Annotated in this window: 22 protein-coding genes and 3 pseudogenes; 15 read left to right on the forward strand and 10 right to left on the reverse strand. The window is 64.4% G+C overall.

Translation table 11 applies throughout. The annotated features are described in order from the left end of the window. Positions 1 to 9 precede the first annotated feature (9 nt). On the reverse strand, positions 10 to 306 hold the full coding sequence (locus MFF58_RS23615) for a hypothetical protein (protein WP_238291446.1): 297 nt from the start codon (positions 304 to 306) through the stop codon (positions 10 to 12). Positions 307 to 983: 677 nt separating this feature from the next. Then, positions 984 to 2,585 carry a porin gene (locus MFF58_RS23620; RefSeq protein ID WP_238291447.1) on the reverse strand — a complete coding sequence of 534 codons (1,602 nt, stop codon included), beginning with the start codon at positions 2,583 to 2,585 and terminating at the stop codon, positions 984 to 986. 543 nt (positions 2,586 to 3,128) lie between these two features. On the opposite strand from MFF58_RS23620, the gene MFF58_RS23625 reads away from it, so the two are divergent. The 3 genes from MFF58_RS23625 to MFF58_RS23635 all read left to right on the forward strand — a co-directional run bounded on the left by MFF58_RS23625 (position 3,129) and on the right by MFF58_RS23635 (position 5,378). Then, positions 3,129 to 3,404, forward strand: a complete 276-nt coding sequence (locus MFF58_RS23625) for a hypothetical protein (RefSeq protein ID WP_238291448.1) — start codon at positions 3,129 to 3,131, stop codon at positions 3,402 to 3,404. Between the two features lie 777 nt (positions 3,405 to 4,181). Continuing rightward, complete coding sequence (locus tag MFF58_RS23630; protein WP_238291449.1) at positions 4,182 to 4,463, forward strand: hypothetical protein; 282 nt, start codon at positions 4,182 to 4,184, stop codon at positions 4,461 to 4,463. 255 nt (positions 4,464 to 4,718) lie between these two features. Further along, positions 4,719 to 5,378 (forward strand): DUF1353 domain-containing protein, encoded by a 660-nt coding sequence (locus tag MFF58_RS23635; protein ID WP_238291450.1) that lies wholly within the window; start codon positions 4,719 to 4,721, stop codon positions 5,376 to 5,378. A gap of 377 nt (positions 5,379 to 5,755) precedes the next feature. Here MFF58_RS23635 and MFF58_RS23640 read toward each other — a convergent pair whose 3' ends face one another. Then, complete coding sequence (locus tag MFF58_RS23640; protein ID WP_238291451.1) at positions 5,756 to 6,202, reverse strand: hypothetical protein; 447 nt, start codon at positions 6,200 to 6,202, stop codon at positions 5,756 to 5,758. A 711-nt stretch (positions 6,203 to 6,913) separates the two neighbouring features. Between MFF58_RS23640 and MFF58_RS23645 the strand changes: the two genes are divergently transcribed. Then, positions 6,914 to 7,204 carry a hypothetical protein gene (locus tag MFF58_RS23645; protein ID WP_238291453.1) on the forward strand — a complete coding sequence of 97 codons (291 nt, stop codon included), beginning with the start codon at positions 6,914 to 6,916 and terminating at the stop codon, positions 7,202 to 7,204. Between the two features lie 15 nt (positions 7,205 to 7,219). Beyond that, positions 7,220 to 7,874, forward strand: a pseudogene (locus MFF58_RS23650) (IS3 family transposase); the annotation flags it as partial. A gap of 195 nt (positions 7,875 to 8,069) precedes the next feature. Here MFF58_RS23650 and MFF58_RS23655 read toward each other — a convergent pair. From MFF58_RS23655 to MFF58_RS23665, 3 genes and pseudogenes are all read right to left on the reverse strand, one after another. Further along, positions 8,070 to 8,391: pseudogene (locus MFF58_RS23655) on the reverse strand (hypothetical protein); the annotation flags it as partial. Between the two features lie 346 nt (positions 8,392 to 8,737). Beyond that, complete coding sequence (locus tag MFF58_RS23660) at positions 8,738 to 11,875, reverse strand: efflux RND transporter permease subunit (RefSeq protein ID WP_238291455.1); 3,138 nt, start codon at positions 11,873 to 11,875, stop codon at positions 8,738 to 8,740. Positions 11,876 to 11,882: 7 nt separating this feature from the next. Beyond that, positions 11,883 to 12,854, reverse strand: a complete 972-nt coding sequence (locus tag MFF58_RS23665; protein ID WP_238291456.1) for an efflux RND transporter periplasmic adaptor subunit — start codon at positions 12,852 to 12,854, stop codon at positions 11,883 to 11,885. Positions 12,855 to 13,390: 536 nt separating this feature from the next. On the opposite strand from MFF58_RS23665, the gene MFF58_RS23670 reads away from it, so the two are divergent. From MFF58_RS23670 to MFF58_RS23700, 7 genes are all read left to right on the forward strand, one after another. Beyond that, positions 13,391 to 14,068, forward strand: a complete 678-nt coding sequence (locus tag MFF58_RS23670) for a response regulator transcription factor (protein WP_238291457.1) — start codon at positions 13,391 to 13,393, stop codon at positions 14,066 to 14,068. Between the two features lie 106 nt (positions 14,069 to 14,174). Further along, a complete protein-coding gene (locus MFF58_RS23675; protein WP_238291458.1) occupies positions 14,175 to 15,671 on the forward strand; it encodes an ATP-binding protein in 1,497 nt (498 codons plus the stop codon). Between the two features lie 385 nt (positions 15,672 to 16,056). Then, the gene (locus MFF58_RS23680; protein ID WP_238291459.1) at positions 16,057 to 16,644 is read left to right on the forward strand and encodes a cytochrome b; all 588 of its coding nucleotides are present in this window, start codon (positions 16,057 to 16,059) and stop codon (positions 16,642 to 16,644) included. Between the two features lie 5 nt (positions 16,645 to 16,649). After that, the gene (locus MFF58_RS23685) at positions 16,650 to 17,345 is read left to right on the forward strand and encodes a VIT1/CCC1 transporter family protein (RefSeq protein ID WP_238291460.1); all 696 of its coding nucleotides are present in this window, start codon (positions 16,650 to 16,652) and stop codon (positions 17,343 to 17,345) included. A 580-nt stretch (positions 17,346 to 17,925) separates the two neighbouring features. Continuing rightward, positions 17,926 to 18,798 (forward strand): ABC transporter substrate-binding protein, encoded by an 873-nt coding sequence (locus MFF58_RS23690; protein ID WP_238291461.1) that lies wholly within the window; start codon positions 17,926 to 17,928, stop codon positions 18,796 to 18,798. 690 nt (positions 18,799 to 19,488) lie between these two features. Further along, entirely contained in the window at positions 19,489 to 20,778 is a 1,290-nt protein-coding gene (locus MFF58_RS23695; protein ID WP_238291463.1) for a cystathionine gamma-synthase family protein, read from the forward strand. Between the two features lie 339 nt (positions 20,779 to 21,117). After that, a complete protein-coding gene (locus MFF58_RS23700) occupies positions 21,118 to 21,711 on the forward strand; it encodes a hypothetical protein (RefSeq protein ID WP_238291464.1) in 594 nt (197 codons plus the stop codon). A gap of 501 nt (positions 21,712 to 22,212) precedes the next feature. On the opposite strand, the gene MFF58_RS23705 is transcribed toward MFF58_RS23700, so the two are convergent. The 3 genes from MFF58_RS23705 to MFF58_RS23715 form a co-directional block, all read right to left on the reverse strand. Next, positions 22,213 to 22,680, reverse strand: coding sequence for a BLUF domain-containing protein (locus MFF58_RS23705; RefSeq protein ID WP_238291466.1), 468 nt, complete (start codon positions 22,678 to 22,680; stop codon positions 22,213 to 22,215). Between the two features lie 142 nt (positions 22,681 to 22,822). Continuing rightward, on the reverse strand, positions 22,823 to 23,233 hold the full coding sequence (locus MFF58_RS23710) for a BLUF domain-containing protein (RefSeq protein WP_238291468.1): 411 nt from the start codon (positions 23,231 to 23,233) through the stop codon (positions 22,823 to 22,825). 102 nt (positions 23,234 to 23,335) lie between these two features. Further along, positions 23,336 to 24,229, reverse strand: coding sequence for a cobalamin B12-binding domain-containing protein (locus tag MFF58_RS23715; protein ID WP_238291470.1), 894 nt, complete (start codon positions 24,227 to 24,229; stop codon positions 23,336 to 23,338). A 531-nt stretch (positions 24,230 to 24,760) separates the two neighbouring features. On the opposite strand from MFF58_RS23715, the gene MFF58_RS23720 reads away from it, so the two are divergent. From MFF58_RS23720 to MFF58_RS23730, 3 genes and pseudogenes are all read left to right on the forward strand, one after another. After that, positions 24,761 to 25,330, forward strand: a complete 570-nt coding sequence (locus tag MFF58_RS23720; RefSeq protein ID WP_238291471.1) for a DUF3489 domain-containing protein — start codon at positions 24,761 to 24,763, stop codon at positions 25,328 to 25,330. Beyond that, on the forward strand, positions 25,327 to 25,797 hold the full coding sequence (locus MFF58_RS23725; RefSeq protein WP_238291472.1) for a DUF2924 domain-containing protein: 471 nt from the start codon (positions 25,327 to 25,329) through the stop codon (positions 25,795 to 25,797). The genes MFF58_RS23720 and MFF58_RS23725 overlap by 4 nt, the downstream gene beginning before the upstream one ends. Continuing rightward, positions 25,790 to 26,257: pseudogene (locus tag MFF58_RS23730) on the forward strand (recombinase family protein); the annotation flags it as partial. The gene MFF58_RS23725 and the pseudogene MFF58_RS23730, both read left to right, overlap by 8 nt. On the opposite strand, the gene MFF58_RS23735 reads toward MFF58_RS23730, so the two are convergent. Further along, a partial coding sequence (locus MFF58_RS23735) for an IS3 family transposase (RefSeq protein WP_238291475.1) occupies positions 26,232 to 26,405 on the reverse strand: 174 nt, incomplete at its 5' end. The pseudogene MFF58_RS23730 and the gene MFF58_RS23735 overlap by 26 nt on opposite strands.

Here is a 26,405-nt window from a genome sequence, read left to right on the forward strand (position 1 = left end):
CGGGGCCGGTCAGTAGGACGGCGCGCTGTGATGCCGCGTGCGGGTGTTCAGGTGGCTCCACTGCCGGTTCGACGGAACGGACCCGGTATAGACGGGCTGCTGCGGCGCGGACGCGCCGTAGCCGGTCGCGCCCTCCCACATGCCGCCCGACTTGTCGTTCCCCTCGGCGTAGGACCATGCGTCGAGACCGCTTCCGTTCGTCCGGACGATCAGGCTGGGGGCGATCGGCGCGCTGGACGCGTGCGCGAAGGCGGGGCCCGAGATCAGCATGGCGCCGAACGAGCAAGCCAGGATAAGGTTGTTCATGAATTGGCCTCTTAGTTAAGCTGTCGCGTATCGGCGACGGGAGTACACGATGCGCTGGCGCAGGTCTAAATTCCATATTTTCTTGCATAATAATTCTTTGAGTCTTTGAAAGAGTTTGAATTTATAAACTCCGCTTCACGTGGATCCGCCCGCGGTTGCTGCCCCGACGCCCGGGACTCTCACCGATGGTCTATCGGGTTTTGATCCCCGTGCCCGGCTATGAACGTCCCCCTTTGGTCATGCCGGAGGGACGGTTGCGGGCGCTGTGATCGCGCGGGAGGCGCCGCCCAGCCGGGACGCGTCCATCGCGCCAGGGCGGCCGAGTGGAGGCTGCCGCGACGGCGGTCAGGTGCTTGAGACCGGGGCTGCAACACGAAAATGCCGACCGGTTTCCCGGTCGGCGAAGTCGTATGGGTCTGAAGCTTTGGGTTCGACTCAACCTGCTCCGGTACCTGAGCCCGCCAATTCGAAACCGCAGCCAACGCCCGCTCAGCGGCAAGAAGCGCCTCCGAGGAGCTGATTGACTTGTACCTGACCCCGGGCGATGAGCAACAAAAATAGATTTTAAATGCTTAAATCATGAACGATCCAAGATATCGAAGCTGAAAAACGAAGAGCTCATCCTTTCGGCTGAGCCCTGAACACTCGAACGGGGAACGAAACGGGGATCGGCTGCGCTAGAAATCCCGTTGCACGCGGAACCGGAATTGCGCCGCGTCCTGTGCATTCACGTAGCGTAGCGAATTCTTCGAGATATCCGGTGTGACGCCGCTCTTGAGGGCGGTGCGGATGTACTCACCCTCGACGCCGATATCGAGGTCCTTCACCGGCGTCCAGATCAGGCTCCCGCCGGTGACGATCTGGTTGTTGCCGCGCAGCACAGGGCTCGTCGCAAAGGCCAGGGCATTGGCGGCACTGGCGCCCGCAGGCGCGAAGCCGAATCCGAGGAGGCCGAGGGCGTTCCGACCTTTCGTGTTGTAGTCGATCTCCGCATAGCTCCCGAAGAACGCCGAGCGCCAGGCGGGACTCCAGTAATGGAGTAGCGAAGCGACGGCCGAGAAGGTCGTCGATAGCTCAAGCCGTCCCGTGGCCGGATTCAACACGGCGTCGGCGTAGTATTGGGCGAAGGAGCCACCGCCCACGGGCGCCGCCGCGAGGGCGTCGTACGGAGCCGTGTAGTTCGAGATGCCCGTATAGCTGAGTGCGCCCTGGCCGTAAGCGCTCTGGAGGTAAAGGGTGTCGCCCGCCGCTATGAACGGCAGGTTGACCTTCAGGCCTCCCTGCACCGCCCAGCCGTAGGCGCTTGAGGCGCGGCCGGTGGGCGAGATGCCGAGGGCGGTGGTCGCGGTCGTGACACCGGCCACCGTACTGCCGGCGTCGCCGGCATTGATCTCGTGGACGGCCGCCGACAACTGTACCGACCCCCAGGCCTGGTCGATGCGCGCGACGCCGATGAAGTCAGGCATGCGGACTTTCTGGGTCACGTCGACGAAGGCGACGTTGCCAGGCCCTACGACGATGGGAGCCAGGAAGGTCGAGGGGGTGAATGGATTGAAGGCATTGCTGTAACCGGCAAACCCGCCTGCGCCCGTGAAGGCGCCGACCGCGGAACCGGTTCCGAAGATCGGGAAGCGGCGATAGGTCGGATCCTCCATCGAGGCGCTCACGGTGAGGCCGTTGCCGAGGGTGGCCGTGTAGGCCAGCACGTTCGTGCTGAATGTGTCCGAGCCGGCTGTGCCGCCGATCAGCTCGAAGTCGTGTGCGTAGAAATCGAAGAACGATGATGCCCGGCCGGCCGTCAGCCCGGCGAACTGGATGAAGGCCTTGTCGGCGTTGACGTAGGTCTGCGTCCGGTTGAAGGCGTCGGCACCGAGGCCCGGGAAGGCCAAGCCCTCCCGCTGACGGGATCCGGAGGTGAGGAAGGGACCGCTGCGGTCGGCGATGTCGAGGCGCAGGAAGGCGCGGAGCGTCCCGTAATCGGTCTGTGTGCGGGCATCCAGGTTGATGCGCATGAGTCCTAGATAGCCGGTCTGATCGCCGCCGGTTCCAGTGCGGACCTTGCTGGTCTGGTACAGGAAATCGTACCGCGCACGACCGGAAATGCGGATGCAGGTATCGCTGCCAGGAATATAGAAAAATCCCGCGCCATAGGCGTTGCACACGCGCACATACTCGATCGGCGCGGCCTGCGTGGCTGGAAGGTCGGCCGCCTGTGCCGCGACACCCGAGACCAGCGCGGCCGAACTGCACAACAGGAGCGTCTTGAGATCAGTCATCATGTCCCCGCATACGACGCCGCGAGCACGTGCGTGCAAGCGTCAACCCAAAATTCTGCGTTCAGGCCGCGGAATGACTCCGTGTCCACCAGACTGTCGCAGTATTCAAGAAATTTGACCGTTCACGATATCGGCAGCTTGACCGTATCTAAGCGAACTTTGTTTGACAAATAAATTACGATTTGTTTTGAAAACTGATATTGTATTTATAAATTTGATTTTTGAATTCAAATCGATCTGGGAGGGCAGGTGCCGTGCCTCATGAGCCGGAGCGCCAAGCGGCGCCTGTCCAAGCGGCCCATGTCCGAGCGGCCCATGTCCGAGCGGCGCCTCTCCGAGCGGCGCGTGTCGGGGCTCGATCCGGATAGCCGCCATACGCCCGTCCGTTCGCAGGTCGCGCGCTCTGCAGCTTCAATCTTTGAAAACCTATTTTGTCTCCGCCTCCTGTTTTCAGAGTTGTGTTTCGATTTCAAATTACAAACTGGGAACCGGGATAGCTTTTAAAGATCATTGTGAGTATGAAATCGGCGTCTGGGGGAATGGACTATGCGTGAGCTGGATTTCTGGATTGCTGGCGCATTCGTGATCATCCTGGCTTGGTCGTTATACGGCCTCCTCGCGTTCTCACATTCCTACGTGATGTTTCTGCCGCTGGTGGAATCGCTGAAGTACGACGATGCGGGCAACACTCTGACCGGTGCGGCCTTGATCGCGGGCAGCTCTGCCTACGCGGCAGCCGTGCTCATTCGGACGGTTTGGGCGATCCGGACTTGGCTGGTCAGGGTCCTGCGCGTCGCCGGCGCAGCGACCCCGCCGGCGTGAGGCCGCGCCATCCAAGGCCACGACACGTGCGCGGAGCGGTGGGCCACACTGCGGCGAGGCGGGCTCGACCGAGCGGCGACGCGCCGCGAGCGCCACAAGCGCTTCAGTTCAGCCTCTGCGAGCCGGGGGTGTACCGGCCTCCGGTTCTGAGTTGGCTCTACCTTGAGGGCTCCAACTGCCGGGCGCCCAAGAGCGCTCCGTTTTTCCGGGTGACCTCTCCAAATCCAAGCATCACTTCCGATCAAGCGACGTCGTGCCGAATGACCGAGGTGCGCTGCCTCCGACGTTCGGCTACTGGGGTGATCCAATGATTCGCAAAAAGAACGAACCCGCATATGCTGTCCGAAGCGCCTGGAATCGTTCGGCCGACCGCAGGAATATCAGATCGGGACGTGACGAATGATCAGGATGCCATCATTCGTACGATCCAATAGGACTCGGTCGACTCTGAGAGTGACTGCTTCGCCGCGCTAATCGTATCTCGGCGCGAACGCGGGACGACCCGGTTCATCGTCTCGGCGTGCACTGCGACCTTGTGCTGCTCTCGGCCGTGTCATTGCACCTGCCGTCGCCTGAACGTCCGCGCGCCTTCCGCAAGCGGGCCACGCGTCTCGAGCCCGGTGGCATCCTCGTCCTGACGGTGCGTCATGGCCCGAGCGAACCGGGACGCGCGATGTACCCGACCACCCTCGGAGGAATTGAGACCCTTGCGCGTGATCACGGCCTGGCTGTCCTACGGGTCCCTGACGCCGGCGATTGACGGCGCGCACGGCGACAGTGAGCAGGGAGATCAACGCCTCAGCCATCATCAGCCATTTCGCGCGGGGCGTCAGCGAGAACGTGTCGGTGGGCGAGAACCCAACTGCGCCAACGCGAGCGAAGGCCATACCGACGCGGCTCGCCGGTCCCCACGGTCCCGACGACATCAGTGAGGCCAAGAGAGAGGCCAAGAGAGAGGCCAAGAGAGAGGCCAAGAGAGGCGCCGCGCTCGGCACGCTGGCGCGGCGGCGAACGCTCAAGCGGACGGCCTATCTCAAGAGCGTGAGGCGGCAGAACTGAGGTCGGCTGCTGAGGCTACGCCAGGCGGAGCAGTAGGGGGCGGACCGAAGTATTTTCGCGGCGGCTCTCCGCCGGATTGATCGTCGGTACCCCGGTGCGCGACCGCGAACGCTACCAGCGTACCCACCCAGTCGGTTCATCACTGGTCACAGAAGTCGCGCGCGCAACAAGGCAGGATGCGGGCGCGTGCCCTGTTTGCGGGATGCGTCCCCACGCTCGCTATGGTCAAGCTTGCGGCAACCGGGGGGATGAGCCGTGACCAAGGGGCAACGGACCCGAGCCCCCGAGCGGGGCCGCCGATCCGATCTCGCGCGCGTCCTTCGCCGCAGCGTGGCCGTCAGCCTGAGCGCGGCTGCGCTGGCGGGCTGCGCGACTCTTGCCCAGCCGGGACCGGGCGGACGGCTGACGGGTAAGCTCATCGTGCAATGGGTAGGCGTGAACCAGTTTGCCTACCTGCCGGACCCGAAGGACCCGCTTACCTTCGTGACCACCGACAACCGAGTCATCATCCCGCAGCCGATGTACACCGATGGCGGCTCGATCCCGCCCATCCTCCAGCCCATCCCTGGCTTCTCGCCCTGGGGGTATGGACCGGCCTACATCGTGCACGACTGGCTGTTCGAGCAGCACCGCTGCGGCTATCCCGGCGCGGACCAGATCAGCTTCGATGACTCTGCGCGCATTCTGGGCGAGGTGATCGACACGCTGATGCGCGCGGGGATGGTTCCGCAAAATCCGCAGGCTCGCGGGCTGATCGAAGCGGGGGTGCGGACACCCTTCGCGCGTCGGTTGTGGAACGCACCTCCAACCGAGACAAACTGTCAGACGCCGGCCGTGGCGCGCCTGCGCCGGGCCGCCCCCGAGGGGCCGACCGTTGTCCAGATCGACTTCTCACGCCCGCGACGGTTCCGTTAGGTTCTGAACCGGATCAGCGTGGCCGTGCGGTGACTTCGGGAACCTGTCTCCGGCCTCGCGCAGAGTCGGTCAGCACGAGAAACCTGACCGGTTCCCAACGGCGGCGCTGGCGCGACAGCCGATCCTGACGTGGTGGCGAGCGGCTTGGGATGCCCACCCGGTGCCCTCCGGCACGCTGGCAATGCGGTCGAGGACTGGGTTACCGCTTTCGCGTCCTGGTCCTGAGGCTCAGCATTGCTCTGCCGTCGAAGCTCGCGACGCCGCGCAGCAGCAGGTCACGGTCACGGCGTTGCAACCAGACCTGCTGAGGCGTGGTCTTCAAGGGAAACGGCGTGGGTGCGCGTTCATCACGCCGAAGGCCGGGTCATCGGGCGGCTCTAGGGCTTGCTCGCGGCCTTCTTCGACGGCTCGGCGGGTTTGATGCTTCCCGTCTCGGATACACGATCACGAGCCTGATCGAAGCGCTTCTTCGAAGCGGTCAACTCGCGCTGTGAACCGGCAAGCTGACCCTTCGCCGCGTCGCGGGCCGCAACAGCTTGGCCGAGTTCCTCGCGGGCCGAGGCAAGTTTGCCTTGCCACACGCGAACGAGGTCGATGTTGGCCTGCTCCAATTCTTTCTGGCGGCCCACCAACCCGTTTCGCTCCGTCTGAAGGAGGCCGACCTGAGTTGCGAGCTCCTTGTTGGCCGAAGATTTATTCGCGTAGGCTCCCCAACCCGCCAAGGCATAAATCCCCAGGATGAGGGGTAGCAACTGAGCGCGTGTCGGCTTCCATGCAAAAAGCACCTGAAGTTTCCAGCGCAGCACGTCGAGCAGGCGAGGCATGGACCCGTTGTCTCCCGTCGCAACAGCGCGGACCTCGTTGATCCGAGCGGCTGATCGATCAGATCCGCAACCGTGCCCAAGCAGCGTTAAGGCTTGCTTACGGCACGCATCACGGCGCGGCCGAAGGATGTTCGCGAGTCCGCCTTCGGATGGCCGCCGGCTCGGATGATCGGAGCTGTCGTCGCTATTGCTTCCGGAGGACCGTGGGCCGTCAGCGGTGAGGTCTGCCGCACTAAAAATCGTCCGGCGGGGTGCGCCGCAAGCCGCTTGCGAATGTGGGCTACCTTGTGGGGCGAGCGATCGGCGCTGTGCCAAGAACCGCTGATGCGATCACTTCAGCCAAGCAAGTGGCGGTGGGCGCAGTCGTTTGCGAACTCGTCTCGGGCGGATGTTCCCTGAAAACAGGGACATTTGCCCCATTGAGAAGCTTTAGCCCCGCAGCTCATCGATGTTTGTCGCGAGCGTTCAGGAATTTACACGCATAAGTCCCTGAAAATCGGAACGGGGATCTATCTCACAATAACAGCGATCAAGACGCGCACTTTAGGGAAGCTCGCAGTCGGCCTGTGGAAAAGCCGCCGGAGTCATTGAAACACCGAGTGGCGGTTATATCTTTGGGCCGCAAACGCTGCTCGACAGCAGGCCCTGTAAGCCATCTACGCCCTCCTATACGGCCCGGCGCACACGGCTCGTGAGCGCCTTGGTAAGCCGGTGCCGACCCAACTCGCCGCCAGCATCAGGCGCCTTCTCGAGGAAGACCTCGCACGTGCTCGCGCCAGCAGAGGTCAAAGCGACCCACCTGAAGCCGCGTTCTACGACGAGCTGCCTTCCGGGAAAGGCCACGAGGTCGCGTACGCGCCCTTCCGCGTCTTTAACCTCTTCATCGCGCACGAGCTGTCTCGCTTCGGATGCAAGCAGGGCGAGGTCGTTGAGTTCGTCGCCGCGATCTCGAACAAACTGCGAGTGAACTTGCTTCGCGAAAGTGGAGAGCTCTTTTCCTGAAGGAGGAGGGTTCCGATGGCAGACCGGAAGCAGACCTTTACCCCTGAGTTTCGTGCTGAGGCGGTGCGACTGGCGCAGACGAGCGGGCGGTCTCGCCGGGAGATCGCCGCTGATCTCGGCGTCGGGCTCTCGACGCTGCGCAACTGGATCGACGGCCGGCGTGAGCGGGAGATGGACCACCCGCCGGCCGAGCGACAGGAAGACATGTCTGCCGAACTCAAGCGGCTGCGCCGCGAGAACGAGGTGCTGCGCCAAGAACGGGAGATCCTAAAGCGAGCGACAGCTTTTTTCGCCAAGGAGGGAAGTCGATGAGGTTCCGCCTCGTCGATGCGGCGAAGAAGGACTTCCCAGTCGCGCCTGTGCAAAGTCCTCGACGTCAGTCCAAGCGGCTACTTTGCCTGGAAGGACCGTCTAGCCTCGGCGCGGCAGCGCGAGGATCTCGTGCTGCTCGCTCACGTTCGCTCCGACTTCACGCTCTCGCACGAGACGTACGGCAGCCCCCCGCATGACGCACGAGTTGCGCGAGCAGGGCTTGGCGGCAGGCCGGCGGCGCGTGGCCCGGCTGATGCGGGAGAACGGGCTCAAGGCCCGCCAGCCGCGCCGCTTCCGGCGCACGACGGACAGCGGCCACGCCTTCCCAGTCGCGCCCAACCACCTCAGGGTCGAGTACGAGCCGCGCTACATCGACTTGATCATTGCCCGCTACGAGGAGGTCACGGGGAAACAGGCTGTCCGGGAGGTCGAAGGATCGCAAGCGTCACCGACAGATGGAGACGCAAGCTGGACAGTTCCTGAGTAGAAGCAGAAGCAAACGTCCGGCCGCAGTCATAGAGCGGATCTGCCGCTTTGCGCCCATCCCGGCCGTTCAGCCGTCCTTGATTGTATCCTGGAAGCAGACGTCGAGGGGTGAGTCTCGATCAATTGCCGAGAGGTATCCCTCACGAGCGATAGCGCGCCGGATTGTCGAGTGGGCCGCGTCGATGGCAGCGTGGCGGCGCAGAGCGTCTGCGGCTCGGCCGGCCTGTCCAACGCGTGGCGTGCGATGTGCCCGCGAGGTCGTCCACCTCGCCCGCTATCGCCTCCAAGCGCTCGCCGTCGGTCTCGCAGCGCGCTTCAGACCGGAGCTCCAGCAGCCGCGCGGTGGCTACTTCGATCCTTTCCCGGCGGATGTGCCCGAGGCGCCGTCTCCCTGCTTCATCCGCTACGGCCGGACGACCATCGGAAATCTGTCGGCAAGGATCGCGCAGAGCCCGTCATGGGAGCGGGTGACCCGCAATTCCTCGAACTCCGCCACCCCAGCCCGCATCTCCTCCGCTCCCCCCACGGCTGCCGACGGCATCGAAGCAGGCGTGCGCCCGATCCACGATGACCGGATTGTAAGTGGTGAAGCCGCAGACGGCCGATACTCTGCGAAGCATCCCATGCATCCTGAGGAAGGCGCTGCAGTCGAAGTCCGTGGCGGATGCGGCATGGCCACTCGACCTGATGGCCAGTACCACCAGCGAGGTTATCGCGCCGATCGCAAGGAGGGCCCTAGCCATCGACGTCGGCTCGCCGTTCCGCCAGCGCCCCTGACCCGGCTCGCTCACCACTGCGCCTTCGCCCCGGCAGATGGATATGCGCCAGAAACGGGTAGACGGCCGGCAGTACGACCAGGGTGAGAAGCGTCGCCGTGACGAGGCCGCCGATCACCACCGTGGCGAGCGGGCGCTGCACCTCAGCTCCAGCGCTGGTCGATAACGCCATCGGCAAGAAGCCCAACGTCGCCACCAGCGCGGTCATCAGCACCGGCCGCAGACGCAACTCGGCCGCGCGGGTCGCAGCCTCGCGGGCATCGAGACCGACGCGTTCGAGGTCGCGGATATAGCTCGTCAGCACCACGCCGTTCAGGATGGCGATGCCGAAGGTGGCGATGAAGCCGATGGCCGCCGAGATCGAGAATGGCAGGCCTCGAAGGTAAAGCGCGACGATGCCACCGGTCGCCGCGATGGGCACGTTCAGGAAGATCAGGCCGGCGAGACGGACATCGCCGAACATCACCACGAGCAGGACGAGGATCGCCGCCATCGCCGCGGGCACCACGACGGAGAGCCGGGCCGTCGACTCCTGCAGATTTTGGAACTGCCCGCTCCACTGGATGGAATAGCGCGGCGGAAGGGCGACCTGCGCCTTCATGGCGGCTTGGGCGTCGCGCACGAAGCTCTGCACGTCGCGCCCGCGGACGTTGGCCTGGACCGAGATCCGGCGCTGCAGCCGCTCGCGGCTGATCTGGGCGGGGCCCGTCGACACCTCAACCGAGGCAACGAGCGAGAGGGGTACCAGCGTCTTACCGGTTCGGCCCACGGGCAGGTCACGGATGCGCTCGATATCGCCCCGGTCGATGGCCCTGAGACGGACCACGATGTCGGTGATGGAGTTGTCGTCGCCGTAGATCATGCCGGCGGTGCGCCCGCCGATGCTCTCCACCACGTCGAGGACATCGCCGACGTTGACGCCGTAGCGGGCGGCCGCCGCCCGGTCGACTTGGATGGAGAGCGCCGGCATCCCCGCCTGCGCCTCAGCCTTCACGTCGGCCGCACCCGAGACGCCGGAGACCGCGCGCACGATGGCGTCCGCCTTACCCTTCAAGATCTTCAGGTCGTCGCCGTAGAGGCTGATGGCGACGTCGCCTCGAACGCCCTCCAGCAGGTCGTCCATCCGCATCTGGATCGGCTGCGAGAACGTGTAGGAGACGCCCGGCACCTCCGCGCGCAGGCGTTTGTCGAAGGCTTCGACCAGGCCCTCCTGCGTGGCCGCCGTCTTCCACGTCGACGGATCGGTCAGCGTGATGAAGCTGTCGGTGGACTCGACGCCCATCGGGTCGGTGGGAATCTCGGCGCTGCCCGTGAGGGACACGACCCGCTTGACCTCGTGGAAGCTTTTCAGGGTCTGCTCGATCCGGTGCATCACCTTGAGCGAGGCGTCGAGGTTGATGCCTGGGAGCTTCTCGGAGGTGATGACGATGGAGCCTTCCGAGAGCTTGGGCAGGAACTCGCCGCCGAGGCGCGTTGCCAGGAGGCAGCTCCCGCCGAACAGGGCCAGCGTCACCAGGACGGTCAGGCCGGTACGGCGCTCGGCGAGCCGCAGGACCGGCATGTAGCCCCCCCGCACCCAGTGGACGAGGCGGGTCTCGCGCTCGCCGATGCCAGGTCCCGCCAGGACGATGGCTGCAAGCGCCGGCATCAGCGTCATCGTCAGGACGAGGGAGCCGGCGAGCGCCAGGATGACGGTGAACGCCATCGGTCGGAACATCTTCCCGGCGACCCCTTCGAGCGCGAGGATCGGCAGGTAGACCATGATGATGATGGCGACCGCGAACAGGATCGGACGCGCCACCTCGACGGTCGCCTTGCGGATGACCTCCTCGGCTGGACGGTCCGGGTGCTCGCCGCGGGCGCGCAGGACGTTCTCAATCATCACCACGGCGCCATCCACGATGAGGCCGAAGTCGATGGCGCCGAGACTCATGAGGTTGCCGGAGAGCCCGAACAGCCGCATCCCGGCGAACGCCATCAGCATGGATAGGGGAATGGCGGCCGCTACCACGAGACCCGCGCGCAGATTGCCGAGCAGCAGGAGCAAGACGACGATGACGAGCACCGCCCCCTCCATGAGGTTGTGCTCGACGGTGCGGATGGTCCGCGCCACCAGGGTGCTGCGGTCGTAGTACGGCACAATCTCGACGCCCGGCGGCAATTGCGGGCGCAGGTCGGCGATGGTCCGCTTGACGCCCTCGACCACAGCGCTGGCGTTCTCGCCCTGCTGCATCATCGCGATGCCGACGACGGTCTCGCCGGCGGCATCGTGCGTGACGGCGCCGAGGCGGACCTTGGGCGCCTCGACCACCTCGCCCAGGGTGGCGACCGTCACCGGCACGCCGCCCGGTGCCGTCGAGACGACGACGTTGGCGAGGTCCTTGGTGTCCTTCGCGAGGCCAAGGCCGCGGATGACCTCCTGCTGGTCGTTGTGTTCGATGTAGGCGCCGCCGCGCGCGGCGTTGTTCTCGGCGAGCGCCGCGTAGACCTGCCCCATCGTCACGCCGTAGCGGTGCAGGCTCTCGGCGGAGATGCGGACCTCGTAGGTCGGCATCTGGCCGCCGTAGACGTTCACGTCTGCGATGCCGGGTGTGAGCTTGAGCTTGGGCGCGATGGTCCATTGCAGGATGCGCTTCAGCGCCATCGGCGAGTAGGCCGGCCCGCGCACCTCGAACTGGTAGATCTCGCCGAGGCCCGTCGCCATCGGACCCATCTCGGGATCGCCCACGCCGGCCGGCATCATGGTCTTCGCCAAGGGCAGCCGCTGAAAAACCTGCGCCCGCGCCTCGGTGACCGCCATGGCGTCGTCGAAGGTGACGTAGACGGCCGAGACCCCGTAGCGAGAGGTCGAGCGAAGGCCTGTAAGCCCGGGCGCGCCCGCCATCGCGTTCTCGACGGGGAAGCTGACGAGGCGCTCGACCTCCTGAGGGCCGAGCCCCGGGGACAGGGTGAGGACCATCACCTGCTTGGGCGAGATGTCCGGGACCGCGTCGATGGACAGCCCTTCGAGGTTGACGATGCCGCCGACCGCGCCGGCGAGGGCCAGAACGAGGACGAGCCAGCGGCGGCGGACGAGAAGGGCGAACCAAGCGTTCATCGCCGCCTCAGTCCGTCGAGCCAAGGAGCGCGCGCATCAGGATTGCCTTGAGGCCGAAGCTGCCCTGCGTCGCCACCGTCTCGCCGGCCCCGATGCCCGAGCGCACCTCCACCCAGTCGACGCGCTGGACGCCGAGGGTCAGGTCCCGCTTCTCGAAGCGGTCGTCCCCGGTCCGCACGAAGGCGATGGGCCCCCCCTCGGCCTGCTGGATCGCGGCGGCCGGCACCGTGACGCCGTCGCGGCCGAGGTCGGCGGCGATCTCTACCGACACGAACATGTTGGCGCGCAGGACCCCGTCCGGGTTGGCGATCTCGATCCGGGCCGGAGCGGTGTTGGTCGCCGGGTCGATGGCGGCGTTGACCGAGCGCACCCGGCCCTCGAAGCGGGAATGCGCCGCGACCGGAGCCTCGATTGTCGCCGGGTCGCCCGCCTTCACGGTGGCGATGTCGCGGCCGTAGAGATTGGCGAGTACCTGTATCCGCGAGGGATCGGCCACCGTGAAGGCGTCGCGGTTTGTGTCGACCACCTCGCCCAGGGTGATGCCTGCCGCCGTGACGACCCCATCGATGGGCGAGACGATGGCGCTGACGCCGGGGGACCCGCCGGGCGCGGGGGCCAAGCGTTCGTACTGGGCACGATAGAGATCGACCTGCGACTTGGCCGACAGGGTGGCGGCATGGGCCTTGGCGAGTTCGACCTGGCGCCGGTCCACCTCCGCCTGGGCGACGCCGCCGATCCTCACCAGGTCGCTGCCGCGCTTCAGGTTGATCTCGGCGACCTTCTCGGTGGCCTGCGCCTCTCCCAGGCTGGCCTGGGCGGCAGCGAGGCCGTTCCGAGCGTCAAGGACGCCGGAGGCATCGAGGGTGGCCAGCGTCTGTCCGGCGCTTACACGGTCGCCCGGCTGCACTGACAGGGAGAGGACCCTGCCTAACGTCCTTGGTTTCAGCCGCGTGACCCTGCGCTCGTCAAAGGCGACCATGCCGGGCGTCCGGACAAGCGACTCGATCCGGCGGCTTTCCGACGTCCCGAATTCCAACCCGAGTCGGCGCTGGCCGTCGGCATCGAGCCGGACGACGTTGTCTTCGACCGGCTCTCGGGGCGCTGCGGCATCCGCATCCGCGGCGGACTCGGGTGCGGTCGAGGCGGGGCCGAGAAAGCCGAGCAACGGCTCGACGTAGGGCGCGGCTTCATCCCCATAGCGCCATCCGCAAACCCCGACCGCGATGAGGCAAGGGACCGCGAGCCATGCCCGCCGCCTCAATGTGCTTGCGCGGACCGTGGTCTGAGGCGTTTTGTGGATCGGGTCCCGGTCGTTCGGCCCGTCATCCCCGTGCGTCGCCACGCCTCTTCCCGCCTCCGCCAGCACGATGTCGATCGCCCATCAGATTAGACTTGTTCTAAGATATAGGATGGCTCGTCGCCGGGGCGATTAAATTCGCGTTCACAGTCGTGGTGCCGGACCCATGCCGAACCACATCACGTCCGAATAGCGCGACAGCTCCGGGGATGGATCGAGTGGCGAGGCTGCTTCTGATCGAGGATGACGCAGCGACGGCCGAGGAGGTCCTCGGCGACCTTCGCGGGCGGGGGCACGAGGTCGCGTGGGCCGCCACGGGGCCGGACGGTGCGACCGCCGCCCGTTCGGGGCCGTGGGATGCCATCATCCTGGACCGGATGCTTCCGGGCCTGGAGGGGCTCGCCTTGTTGCGCGACCTGCGTGGGGCCGGCAACCGGACGCCGGCGCTGGTCCTAAGCGCGCTGGGCGACGTCGACGAGCGAATCCGCGGCCTCCGCGCCGGCGGTGACGACTACCTCGGCAAGCCCTTCGTCCTCGGCGAACTCGCAGCCCGGATCGAGGCATTGCTACGGCGTCCGACCGATACGCGTGAGACCGTGCTGCGGGTGGGGTCCCTGGAACTCGACCTCGTCGCCGGTAACGGTCGGAGGGGGCTTCGAAACCTCGACCTGCTACCGCGCGAGCTCAAGCTGCTCGAATACCTGATGCGTCGGCCGGGACAGGTCGTGACCCGAGCAATGATGTTCGAGGAGGTCTGGAACTACCGTTTCGCGCCGAAGTCCAACCTCATCGATGTCCATGTCGGACGTCTGCGTAGGAAGCTCGAAGTCGAGGGCGAGCCAATTCTCATCCACAACGTCCGCGGAGAGGGATTCACCCTAACCCCGGATGCCTAGGCTCATCCTGTCCTTCGCATTCCGCTGGGCGCTTGGCATCGCCGTATGGTCGACCCTGCTGTCGCTACTCCTGTTCGCCTTCGTGTACTGGCAGACCGCCGCGTTCATGCAGAACGAACTCGCCCAGGTACTGCGCCACGAGGCACGCTACGCAGCCCGCGAGCCGGCGAAGGCGGTCAATCGTATCGAGACATGGATCAGCGAGGACCTACACAGCGTCCACTTCGCCGGTCTGTTCGGGGCTGATGGTACCAGGCTCGCAGGAAACCTCGACGCTCGGCCGGCAGACCTGCCCCTCGACGGGGAGGTCCACCGAATCGGCGCGCAGGTCGCCATCGCGGGACGGCGCCTGAACGAGGAGCTCTGGTCGGCGGCTGTGGCCCTGAGCGACGGCAGCATCGTGGTCGTGGCCCACGACACCGACGAGATCGACCGCGCCAAGGCGACGGTGATCCGGGCCCTCGGCCTTGCGCTGGTGCCAACCCTGGCGTTCTCGATCCTCGGTGGCTTGCTGCTCGCCGGGCGTGCCAAGCGCCGCCTCGCCTCGACGGAGGCGGCGGTCGCACGGGTGATGCGCGGGGACTTGCGCCAGCGTCTGCCCGTCGGTGACGCCGGGGATGAGTTCGACCGCCTGGCCCGGGACGTCAACGGGATGCTCGACGAGATCGAGCGCCTCGTAGAGGAGGTGCGCGGCGTCGGCGACGCGGTCGCCCACGACCTGCGGACGCCGCTCACCCGCTTGCGGCTGCGTCTGGAGCGAGGCCGCGACCAGGCACGCGACCTCGACGAACTGCGCGAGGCCGTAGACCAGGGGCTGGCCTGGATCGACCAGACGCTGGAGATGGTGACGGCCGTGCTACGCATCGGCGAGATTGAGCATGGCCGCCGATGCGCCGCCTTCGCTCCGGTCGATCTTGGGCTCGTGGCGAGCGAGGCCGCGGAACTGTTCGAGCCCCTGGCCGAGGACAAGGGGATCGTGCTCGCGATGGAGGTGGATGGCGGGATGCCCCCAGTGGAGGGCGACCGCAGTCTGATCTTCGAGGCGGTGTCGAACCTCCTAGACAACGCGATCAAGTTCACGCCGCCTGGCGGCAAGGTGAAGGTCGGGCTCATCTATCGCGACGGTAAGGCCGTGATATTCATCGAGGACACGGGATCGGGCATCGCCGCCAGCGAGCGCGACCAAGTCTTCAAGCGGTTCTATCGCGCGGAGCGGGCGAGACAGACGCAGGGCAATGGCCTCGGTCTCGGCCTCGTCGCCGCCATCGCCAAGCTGCATGGATTTTCCCTGACCGTCGTTGATGGAATCGATGGTGGATGCCGCTTCGAGTTGGGGTGCCAGATGGCGGCAGGCCATTTGGACGCGACGCAGTATAGTTGCGCCTTGCCGGTGGTCGAGGCGACGGAGAAGGTCGATCCGACGACCTCAAACCTCCTGCAGGAGGTCGAGCACGGCATCGCCAAGTACCAGTGGCAGATGCGGGCGCCGATTCAGCGGACCCGTACTGACCCGAACACCGGGTGGGACCTGAACGATAGCAAGCCGGTAGACCTGCAAGGTCAACAAGCGCCGAACCAGAACGACGGCTCTTCCAAGCGCTGACGCGGGAGCGGTTCCGCCCGTTCAGGTTGGGGCCACCGACCGCTTGCGCCCGGGGCTAAGATTGGAATAGCTCCAAGCTGTTCATGGGCAGGCTCGACACATCACGGATCTGGCGTTCCCTCACCGCGGGACAGCGAACCATGCTGTGTCGCCTGGAGCGTGAGGGGTCGCTTCATTCACTTGGTCCATGGGAGATGCGCACCGTGCGCTCCCTGCTTGAACGCGGGCTCGTCAAGCCGAGACCGCGCGGCGGCTCCGCTCCTGGCCTGTGGTTCCTCAGCGCCAAGGGGCGCCGCCTCCTGCCGCGCCGTTTCTTCGATGCGGATGTGGCGGGGAGCCGCGTCGTCCCATCCACTTCCTCTACCGCCGCAGAGGAGATGCCGCGATGAGTTCGAGTACGATACACGTCACCGGCGCCGAGGTGCGGGACGGATTGACCTACGACCGGGGCACCATCGCCCTGCATTGGCTGACCGCCGGCCTCGTCTTGGCCCTCTGGCTGATCGGCACCTTCCTCGAAGACCTCCTGCCGAAGGGGCCGCTGCGCTCGGGAATCTGGTCGGCTCATTTCGACTTGGGCTTCGTGCTGACCGCCGTCATCGTCGCCTTGCCGGTCTGGCGCCATACCGGCGGGCGTCAGCTTCCCGTCGACGATCCCGGGCCCCGTCATGTGCTCGCCAAGGCGACCCATGCCGTCCTGTACCTGCTGCTGTTGGTAATCGCCGGGCTTGGCATCGCCAACGCCCTCGTGCGTGGCGTCGCCCTGGGGGGACCGCTGGCATTGCCCGCCCTCGGCGACCCGGAATGGCGCCGGCCGCTCACGCACTGGCACGGGCTCGCCGCCAACATCCTGATGGCGGTGGCGCTGTTCCATGCCGCGGCCGCCTTGGTGCACCACTACCTCTGGCACGATGGCATCCTGCGCCGCATCCTGCCGGGTTCGGGTCCCACCGCCCCGACCGAGAGACCCTGATTGCCATGCGCCAGCCCCACGCCGAGAGCCACCTGATAGACCGGATCGGCTGGCTTCGTGCCGCCGTCCTCGGCGCCAATGACGGACTCGTCTCCACTGCGAGCCTGATCGTCGGCGTCGCGGCCTCGGCGGCGGCCACCGGGGAGATCCTGGTCGCGGGCACGGCTGGGCTGGTGGCTGGCGCGATGTCGATGGCGGCCGGCGAGTACGTTTCCGTGAGTTCCCAGTCCGACACCGAGCGGGCCGATCTCAGCCGCGAGCGCCGCGAACTCGAACAGGACCCGGCGGCCGAGCGCGAGGAGTTGGCGGCGATCTACGTCGGCCGCGGCATCGACCGCGAGCTCGCGCTGAAGGTGGCCGACCAGCTCATGGCCAAGGACGCACTGGGCGCCCATGCCCGGGACGAGCTCGGCATCTCGGAGTTCACGACGGCGCGCCCCATCCAGGCCGCGCTGACCTCGGCGGCGACCTTCTCGGCCGGGGCGGCGATGCCCCTCCTCGTGGCCGCAGTTTCCCCGGAGAACCTCGTGGTCTACTTCGTCTCCGCCGCCTCCCTGGTATTCCTCGCGGTCCTCGGTGCGCTCGGCGCGAAGGCCGGCGGCGCACCGGTCCTGCGAGCGACGGCGCGCGTGGCGTTCTGGGGCGCCCTCGCGATGGCGGTCACGGCCGGCATCGGCCACCTCGTAGGCAAGGCCGTGTGAACGTTCATCGCTCTCCGAAGCAGCCATTCCGCTTACGGCCGGGTCCTGCCGGCGCCGACGGCCCTCAGAGCGTCCTGGATGGGTGGAACAGCCTGTCCGCTTCCGGGCAGAAAAGTTTCGAAGCAGACTGAGCCTTCACGTCCGCTCCCGACACGTTGCAGGCTTGGCGGTCGGCCGCCAAAAAATGAAATCTAAAACCCGAATCAGCATGTAAAGTGTAAGCTCGAGTGCGACTGGCAAGGCTTTCGGATACCGAAGCTAATCAAACGCCTCCGGAATGGCTGAGCGAGCGTCGGCGAGGCCGTCTGAAAAAGTGGCCGTTGCATCGGTACGGAGAAACCCCTTCCGATATGGTCGAGCGTGCTCCTGGCAGTTCGTAACCGTCGTCACTGCTTCGCCTAGACATTGCTCAAATTGGCCTTCGATAATCGACAGAAGTGCGGCGGAGGGTGGGGATATGAGACGACGTCAATTCATTGCGTCAAGCGCGACGCTGCTTGCGTCGACCGCCCTCGTCCGGGCCCAGCCTCGTCGCTCCTACAAGCTCGCGATCGCACATCCTGATCGACCAGCCAGTCTGATGACGAAGGACAACAGCCCGACTTTCCGTGCATTTTTCGACGAACTTTCAAAATCCGGGTTTACAGAAGGTAATAATCTTGATGTTCGCCGATTTGATGGAGGCGGTATATCCGACAACTATAAGACCACCGCAGAAGCGGCTGTAAAGTGGCATCCAGACGTGATCATGGCAATCTCGGATCGCATGACAAAATTGATCAAGGATATGACTTCGAACATTCCGATCGTCGCCATGACTAGCGACCCGGTTTCCTATGGACTTGCGCAGTCATTAGCCCATCCTGAGGGCAACGTTACGGGGGTAATGGTTAATTCAAGCCCTGAGATATTTGCTAAACGCATCGAATATTTGCGAGAAATAGTCCCGGAAACCCGCGGTGTTTTCCAGTTAACATCTCGAACGCTCTGGGAGAGCCCCTTGGGGTCAAGTGTGCAAGCTGCTGTTGAGCAGGCTGGCCTTCAGCTAATAGGTCCACCTGTGGAAAGTCCACATCGTGAGCCACAGTACAGGGCAGCGTTTTCTGCTGCAGCCGCTCAAACAAAAACGGTATTAGTCACAACTGCAGTCGAGAATTTCAACAATGTTGATCTTATTGTGAAGCTCATGAACGAGTATCGTTTAGTAGCGTTCTACCCTCTGCGAGAATACATTACGCGAGGCGGTCTCATCGGTCATGACATCAATCCCATCGACCTGTATGATCATCTCGGCCAACAAATATCATTGATTTTGAAGGGCGCAGATGTCGGCGCCATCCCATTCTATCAGCCCATGCGTCTCAAGCTATCAATCAATTTAGCGTCCGCAAACGCAGCGCGTATCAGCATAGCAGCAAGCATACTCGCAAGAGCTGATGAAGTGATCGAGTAATTTCGGCGGAGCTTGGCGTCAGCAGATATAACATTCTTTACGGCTGATTAGTCGGGTTGAGACAGGCGTGCGGCAACCGTCGTGTCTCGGACCACCTGGATCACGGAGTCCGACAAGCTTGCTTCGGTCCACGCGGATAGGTCCGAGAACGAGCCATCCGCGTTCGGACAGGAGGTCAAAGTCTGCTCAACGCGGATTTCGTTGAAAAACTCGGGACCGGGTCGACGGAGCACTGTGGGCCGCTTTAGACGTAGAAGTTCCTGCTATCACCTTGCCTAGAGCTCAGTGAGCAAGGGTCGATGATGGGCCATGAGAGATGAAAATTCTTCAGGGCTCGCCTTGGATGTCGCCTGAAGAGCCGCCTCCGAATTTTTTCAACAAAATCCACCCCATGCCGAAGTTGCCAAGCGGCCGATGAATGGCCGCTTTCGGGAAACACGAACGGCGGTCTGTAGGGCCGATTTGGGTTGATAGGAGGCCGTCCGTTTTTCCGGCAGGTCTTCTCCGAAGCAGGCGAGCCGCTGTTGGCCAGGAGTGACCGTGCGCCGCTGACTGCTCCTGGTGCTTCGAGACCGTCGCAGCATTTCGAAGGGGGCGTGGCTATGCCATGCTGCCTCGCCCGGAACACCGGATTCAAAGCACAACCGGGCTACCCAGCCCCGAGCTGGAGCCGGGTCGGAGCGAGGCAGCATGTCCGACGACCGCTACCACAAGAAGGCGCTTGGCAACCGCCCGCTCCATCCCGAAACTCTGATGCTCGGCTATGGCTACGATCCCGCCTTGTCCGAGGGCGCCGTGAAGCCACCGGTCTTCCTCACATCCACCTTCGTCTTCACCTCGGCCGAGCACGGCAAAGCCTTCTTCGACTACGTCTCCGGGCGGCGCGAGCCCCCAGTCGGCGAGGCGGCGGGGCTCGTGTACTCGCGCTTCAACCATCCAAACAGCGAGATTGTCGAGGATCGGCTAGCCGTGTTCGAGGGGGCCGAGGCCGCGCTGGTCTTCTCCTCCGGAATGTCGGCGATCGCGACCACGATCCTGGCCTTCGCGCGGCCCGGTGATGCGATCCTGCACTCGCAGCCGCTCTATGGGGGCACTGAGACGCTGATCGCCAAGACCCTAGCAGGCTTCGGCATCGTACCGTTCGGATTCGCCGATGGGGTCGATCCAGCGAGCGTGCGCGCGGCGGCCAACCAAGCCGCCGAGGCGGGGCGCGTCAGCGTCGTCATGATCGAGACACCCTCGAACCCGCTCAACACCCTCGTCGATCTGAGCCTGATCCGCGCGGTCGCAGACGAGATCGGCGCGCGGCAGGGCGGTGAAGCTCCGGTCGTGGTCTGCGACAACACCCTGCTCGGTCCGCTCTTCCAGCACCCACTGCGCCACGGCGTCGACATCTCGGTCTACTCGCTGACGAAGTACGTCGGCGGCCACTCCGACCTGATCGCTGGCGCAGCTCTGGGCTCAGCAGCGCGGATAAGGCCGGTGCGGCTGCTGCGCTCAGCGATTGGAACCGGCCTCGACCCGCATTCCTGCTGGATGCTCGGGCGCTCGCTCGAAACCTTGACGCTGCGGATGAGTGCCGCAAACCGCAATGGCGAGATCGTCGGCCGTATGCTGGCTGCGCATCCGAAGGTGTCGCGCCTTCATCATCTCGCGCATCTGGAACCCGGATCGCAGCGGGCGCGCGTCTATGCCGAGCAATGCGCGGCGCCAGGATCGACATTCTCATTCGACATTGTAGGCGGCGAGGCAGAGTCGTTCCAAGTCCTCAACGCTCTTCAATTGTTCAAGCTCGCCGTCAGCCTGGGCGGCACGGAATCCCTCGCCAGCCACCCGGCCTCTACAACCCATTCAGGTGTGCCAAAGGCCGTGCGTGACCGCTTAGGAATCACGGACGCGACGATCAGGGTATCGATCGGGATTGAGCATCCTGCCGATTTGGTCGCCGATTTGGTCGCGGCTCTCTCTGTTCTTGGCTAAGCGGCGCTCCGCCTGCGGTCTATGCGGAAGTTTGGCAATGCCGACCCGGTCGCCCCAGCTTAGCCGTACACCGACGTGGGGACTTGGCGGAAGGCGGACCTTCGGCTGTGCGCCCAGATCAGACATTCAGATGGGTCTCATGACATCCTGTAAGCGGACGCTACGCAGGACGAGCCGTTCGGGCCCGTGATCTGCTGGTCCCGGTGTGTTTCAGTCACGGCGATGCGAATTCGACACACCAACACAATATGTGGCGCTGTTCAGATTGTAGCGATTGATCGACCGCGCTTTCGAAAATAGGCCGATACAGGTTGTTGCTGTACGGTGAGGTGCCTGGTGATGCGTCAGCCATGGATGATTGCCGCAGCCTTCGTTCTGATATTGCCGACGACGCTTCCGGCGCACGCGCAAGTCGTGGCCGGCAATGGAAACGGTAATGGGAACGGGAACGGAAGCGGGAGCAACAACGTCGTTTCCAACTCGGTGGCCCTTCATGCCCGACGCCAAGCGCCCGCGGTGATCGCGCCCGGACTGGCCGCCGCCGGCATTGAGAGTTGCCTCGGCAGTACCAGCATTGGGGGTGCAGCCCCCGGATTTGGCGTGAGCATCGGTGGAACCACGACTGACCGTGGCTGCAATCTGCGTCTGTACGCACGCACTTTGTTCGCGCTCGGCCACAGGGTCGCTGCGACGCAGATCCTCTGCAACGATCCCGACGTCGCACAGGCCCTGTTGGCGGAGGGTATCCGTTGCCGGATCGGCCTCGGTCCGGAGGTTCAGCGAGCCGCCGATCCGCTTCCCGATTCTCCCTACGCGCCTGTGGAGGCGGACTCGGCGGTCGCCTCCGATGTCGATATGGTCGACCAGATCCGCGGAAGACGACGGGTCCAGCGCCGGGTGCGCGCGGCGAGAAGCAATCAGCCTGCGACCTAGACGGCGCCTCCGGCCGATCGTGCCGGCGCCGAGTGTCGGTCCTGCCGGGGGGGGGGAAGATGCTGTTGGCCGAATCGATGCCGACGGTGGTGATTTCCATGGGGATGGCACCTGCCTCCGCTCGGCTACCTGGTGAGCAGCCACATTCTGGCAAGCATTTGCCGTCAGTCGAGGCGGACATCATCCACCTTATCTGCTGTTATGGTAGTCCGACTCCAAAGCAGCTCTTCTGCTCTCGGCCACTTTCTGCCCTCCGGATTGCGCCATAAGCGGAAGGTCGCCGGTCGTCGTGAAGCGGACGTTCCGCATCCGACCCAAGTCGTCCCTACTGACGGCCGTTGGCGTTTCCCAAAAGCGGTCATTCGTCGGCCACTCGGTAACTTCGGCTTGGGGTGGCGAGCGGGCCTTGGACTTTCGGCTAGAACCGGACGTTCCGCCCACGAGCCGACATAGTCGTACAAATTTCCTCAAGATCTTCTGGAATGCGGACCTTGACCCCGATCAAACTCGACCAAGCGGGCTCAAATCGAGTTGTTCGAGAATGCGCATCAGCGTCACCCGATTGTTTTTGTCTTCTGTGCTTTCGAGCGCATCCTGTAGTACCAGACGGATATCCTCGGCTTCGACCTTCTCCATGTCCCAGTTCGGATAGAGGCGCTCTCGCTCTTCCTCGCTCTGGCTCAGCGAAACGATGTCATGATGACGCTTGTCGCGATGCAGGGTCGCGATCAGTTTCTGTATCTCGGCAGCCGGCCCCTCAATCCACTGGAAGAAGACGCCGCTGCCGAAAACCAGAACCCCGGTGATGCCGTGTGCGAGATTGTTGCGCTGGGCCACCGCGACGATGCGGGAAACTTCGGCGTCGTCAACACCTTCTGCGGCACGACTACAGTAAACAAAATGGTAGAGTGGGACCAGCGTAGCTTCGTCTAAATCTGCGCCGCGCGGAATGCCGTATTCGTCGAACATCAGTAAGCTCGCCTCACTTATGCTGGGTAGATCTATGGGCAGCTTGAACCGGGCCAATGCCCGCATTCACCGAAGGACATCGGTCCGATCCGACTAGTAGCTTTTCATCGATTGCAGATTTTCTAGCCGGTCATAAGGCGCGCTATGCGTCTTCCCGTTCAGGTTCAGCTGCAAGCCGCTCGAATATTTTGAGTGCTTGCAGGTAAGTGGCTTGATCTATCGCTCCGTTCGCAACTTCAGATTGTGACCACATCCAAGATCGGGCTGGATCATCGCGCATGGCCCAGCCGGGGAATAAACGGTCCGTCACAGTGTGATAAGATAGGCGTCTGATCTCCAGATGCCGGTCGTCCCTTAAGATCCGGGCATAGGTGGCATCCAGCGCTGCGGCCGAACCCTCTAACAACTGCAGATAAACATCTGCCCGACAAATGAGGGCGCCGGTAATCCCATCGCGCGAGTTGCATCGCCGCGATTGCGACAAGATGCCATTGAGCATCGCTTGATCAAATCCGAAGGGGCGTGAGGCATAGATGAGCTGAACGACAGACATTGCTGCTGGATCCTATCAGGCCGTCGGATCGTGGAAGAACCTACATTCGTTCGCTCGCAAGCCCGGAGGATGATAACTGGCTTCGGCGGTTGCAGAATTTCCTCATGGCCTTATCGAGCGTTCTGACCTTGCAGATGGGAGCAGTCTCTGCGCGAGGAGCACCGCGGTGGGGGCATCGACCGCCGAGGCATCAGCGCCGACCCGTTCGACATATTCGGGATGTTCAAGGAAGACGGGTCCCCCAACCATGACGCCTATCGAAGGGTTGAGGGACGCCTGTCGTACCGCCTGGATCGAGGAAGCAAGTTGATCGAGGTGGCTCTCCCGGCTCAGCGTCAGACCCACCACGCCGAACAACTCCGAACCTACGAGATTGGAGATTTGTTCAGGAGTGGAGGCAAGGCCGCTCGCCACATGCCAGCCGGCCTTCCGCATGAACTGCTCGACAATCGCCAAGCCGAAGGTGTGTAGTTCGCCTGGTGCTCCCATCAGGAGGATACGGCGCTCACTATCGTAGGGCGCGATGCCTCCGTCTGAGCCGAACGTGGCCAACAGGAACTGAAGTTGGGCGAGGCCGACCGTTACCTCGATGAAGTCGCACAGATCGTCGTCCCACATGCGTCCCAGCAGGGCCGCCGTAGGTGCCAGCAGGTCGAGGAAAAGGTCGTCGACGCAATAGCCCTTGGACGTCAGAGCGGTGAAAGCGTCCATGACGGCCGCGACGTCGTGCCTGAGGATCAGATCTGTGAAGCCCGCGACCGTTTCTGTATCCAGCTTCGGTAGAACGTCTGATCGGACCTGCTTGTCGCCGCGATCAACCAATATCAGCCGAGGGATGATGTCCGTCTGAACGATGTGGCCGAGCGCAAGGGTTCGCTGCCGTGCCTCGTCGACGGATCTCCGTCGTGCATAATCCTCGCGGACATACGCCGCCTCAGCGATCCCCTCCGTGATCAGACCGGCCCACTCTCGGTGGGGTGATCCCTGATCCAGCATTGTCTCATCCCCATGGTCCGGGGTTGGCATCCCCGCTCATTATTGGCCGTCGTCCGGCGAGTACGAGGCGTAACAGAGACGCAAATGCGCAAGTTGTAAAGAAGGCGGCTTTTCTACCACACGCGGCCGATATCGGCGGGCTGCGGCGGGCTGAGAAACACAGCCCCCATTCGCTGAACTACAGGTCTTCGAACGTCCGCCTCTCGTCGACCGCAGCCTAAAGCGGACCGACCGCTCCCCACCCAACCTGGTCGTAGGTCCTCGTCCACCAAGCTGCCTCAGAGCAGACGTTCTGAGCTTCTGCAAAGGGTCAACAGCTTCCGTCAGCATGTAAGCAGTGGATTGCTGCGAGCAGGGCCGAGCTCAATCGGTAAGGTGCTGGACCTGCCCTGGACTGTGCCGGCAAAGCACGCATTGCTCTGGGCGTGACAGGCTGATGATCCGCAGCCCGGTCCGATCCCGCTGGCCCATAGCCACTCGCGGGGTCTGCTCAGTGACAGCGCTACGCTGCCGCCAAAACCGGATCATGCCATGTACCGCAAATCCAAGTCCGACACGCTCAGCCCGATCCAGCACCTCATCCTCACCGCCGCCGTCAGCCATCCCGGACACCGGCTCGCCCGGCCTGAGGACATCAAGCCGCCGACCTACCGCTCTGCCCTTCAGGCCCTGCGCCGCCGCGGTCTGGTCATCGACAGCGTTGCAGAGGGTGGTTCAGGACGCAGGTCCGCCGCACCCGTTTTGTCGGAGGCCGGCTTCGCCCACGTGGCTCCCGCCACTCTCGAGGTGCAGACGGTCGCGAAGCCCGAGCTGCCCACGGTCCGCTCCCCACGTGCCGGCTCGAAGCTCGATCGCCTCGTCGCCATGCTCGCTCGCCCGGACGGCGCGGGCATCGACGAGCTCGTCGGTGCCCTGGGATGGCTGCCACACACCACCCGCGCCGCGCTCACCGGGCTGCGCAAGCGAGGCTACGCTCTCAGCACGGTACGCACCGCGGGCGTGCCGATCCGCTACCGCATCGCTGCCGACGAGCCGCATGCCAGCGACACCGCGGTGCCGCCCGCCGGTGAGATTGCCACCATCACTGAAGAGGCCGCTTGACGAGCAGCGACCTCGTCGCAACCTTGGCTGCCTTGCCGGGCCTTAGCACGGTCGAGTTGCGCACTGAGTGGCGCTGCCTCTTCCGCACTACGCTCCCGCTGCTCAGCCGCGACCTGCTCGTGCGCGCCCTGGCCCACCGCACCCAGGAACTCGCACACGGCGGCCTGACCAAAGCTACCCAGCGCCGCCTGCGCGCCCTGACAGAGATGGCGTTGGATGCAGATCCATTATGCTCCGATGCGAGAGCCCCCGCGCTCCGACCAGTCACGCTCTCGCCGGGCACGCGGCTCGTGCGCGAGTGGGGCGGTCGCACCCACGTGGTCACCGTCACTGCGGACGGCTTCGAACATGACGGCCGGCGCTACCGGTCGCTCAGCCACGTCGCCAGCACCATCACCGATGCGCACTGGTCAGGACCCCGCTTCTTCGGCCTGACCGGAACCAGAGGAGCCGCACGCCATGGCTAAGCCGAAGCCGGCAGTTCCCGCCCGCACCGGCCAACCGCGACTGCGCTGCGCGGTCTACAGCCGCAAATCCAGCGAGGAAGGCCTGGAGCAGAGCTTCAACTCGCTCGATGCCCAGCGCGAGGCTTGTGTCGCCTTCGTTGCCAGCCAGCGGCATGAGGGCTGGCAGCTCCTGCCCGCCCACTACGATGATGGCGGGTACTCCGGCGGCACCATGGAGCTACCCGCCCTCAAGCGCCTACTCGCCGATGTGGAGGCGGGCCGGATCGACGCGGTCGTGGTCTACAAGGTCGACCGCCTCACCCGCGCGCTCTCGGACTTCGCCAAGATCGTCGAGGGGCTCGATCGCCGTGGCGCTTCGTTCGTATCGGTGACGCAGGCCTTCAACACCACCAGCAGCATGGGCCGGCTGACGCTGAACGTGGACTTGCCTCAGTTCAGTGGAGAGCGGTTTGGTGGGCGATGCCCCTCTCGAACTGGGTGGGGCTTGTGAAGCCCAGCGCCGAGTGACGGCGGCAGGGATTGTAGAAGCCATCGATGTAACGGGCCAGCGCGGCGATGGCCTCGGCTCGCGTCTGGAACGCGGTGCGCCAGACCAACTCGCTCTTCAG

It is taken from the genome of Methylobacterium longum (genome assembly GCF_022179385.1).
GTDB lineage: Bacteria > Pseudomonadota > Alphaproteobacteria > Rhizobiales > Beijerinckiaceae > Methylobacterium > Methylobacterium longum.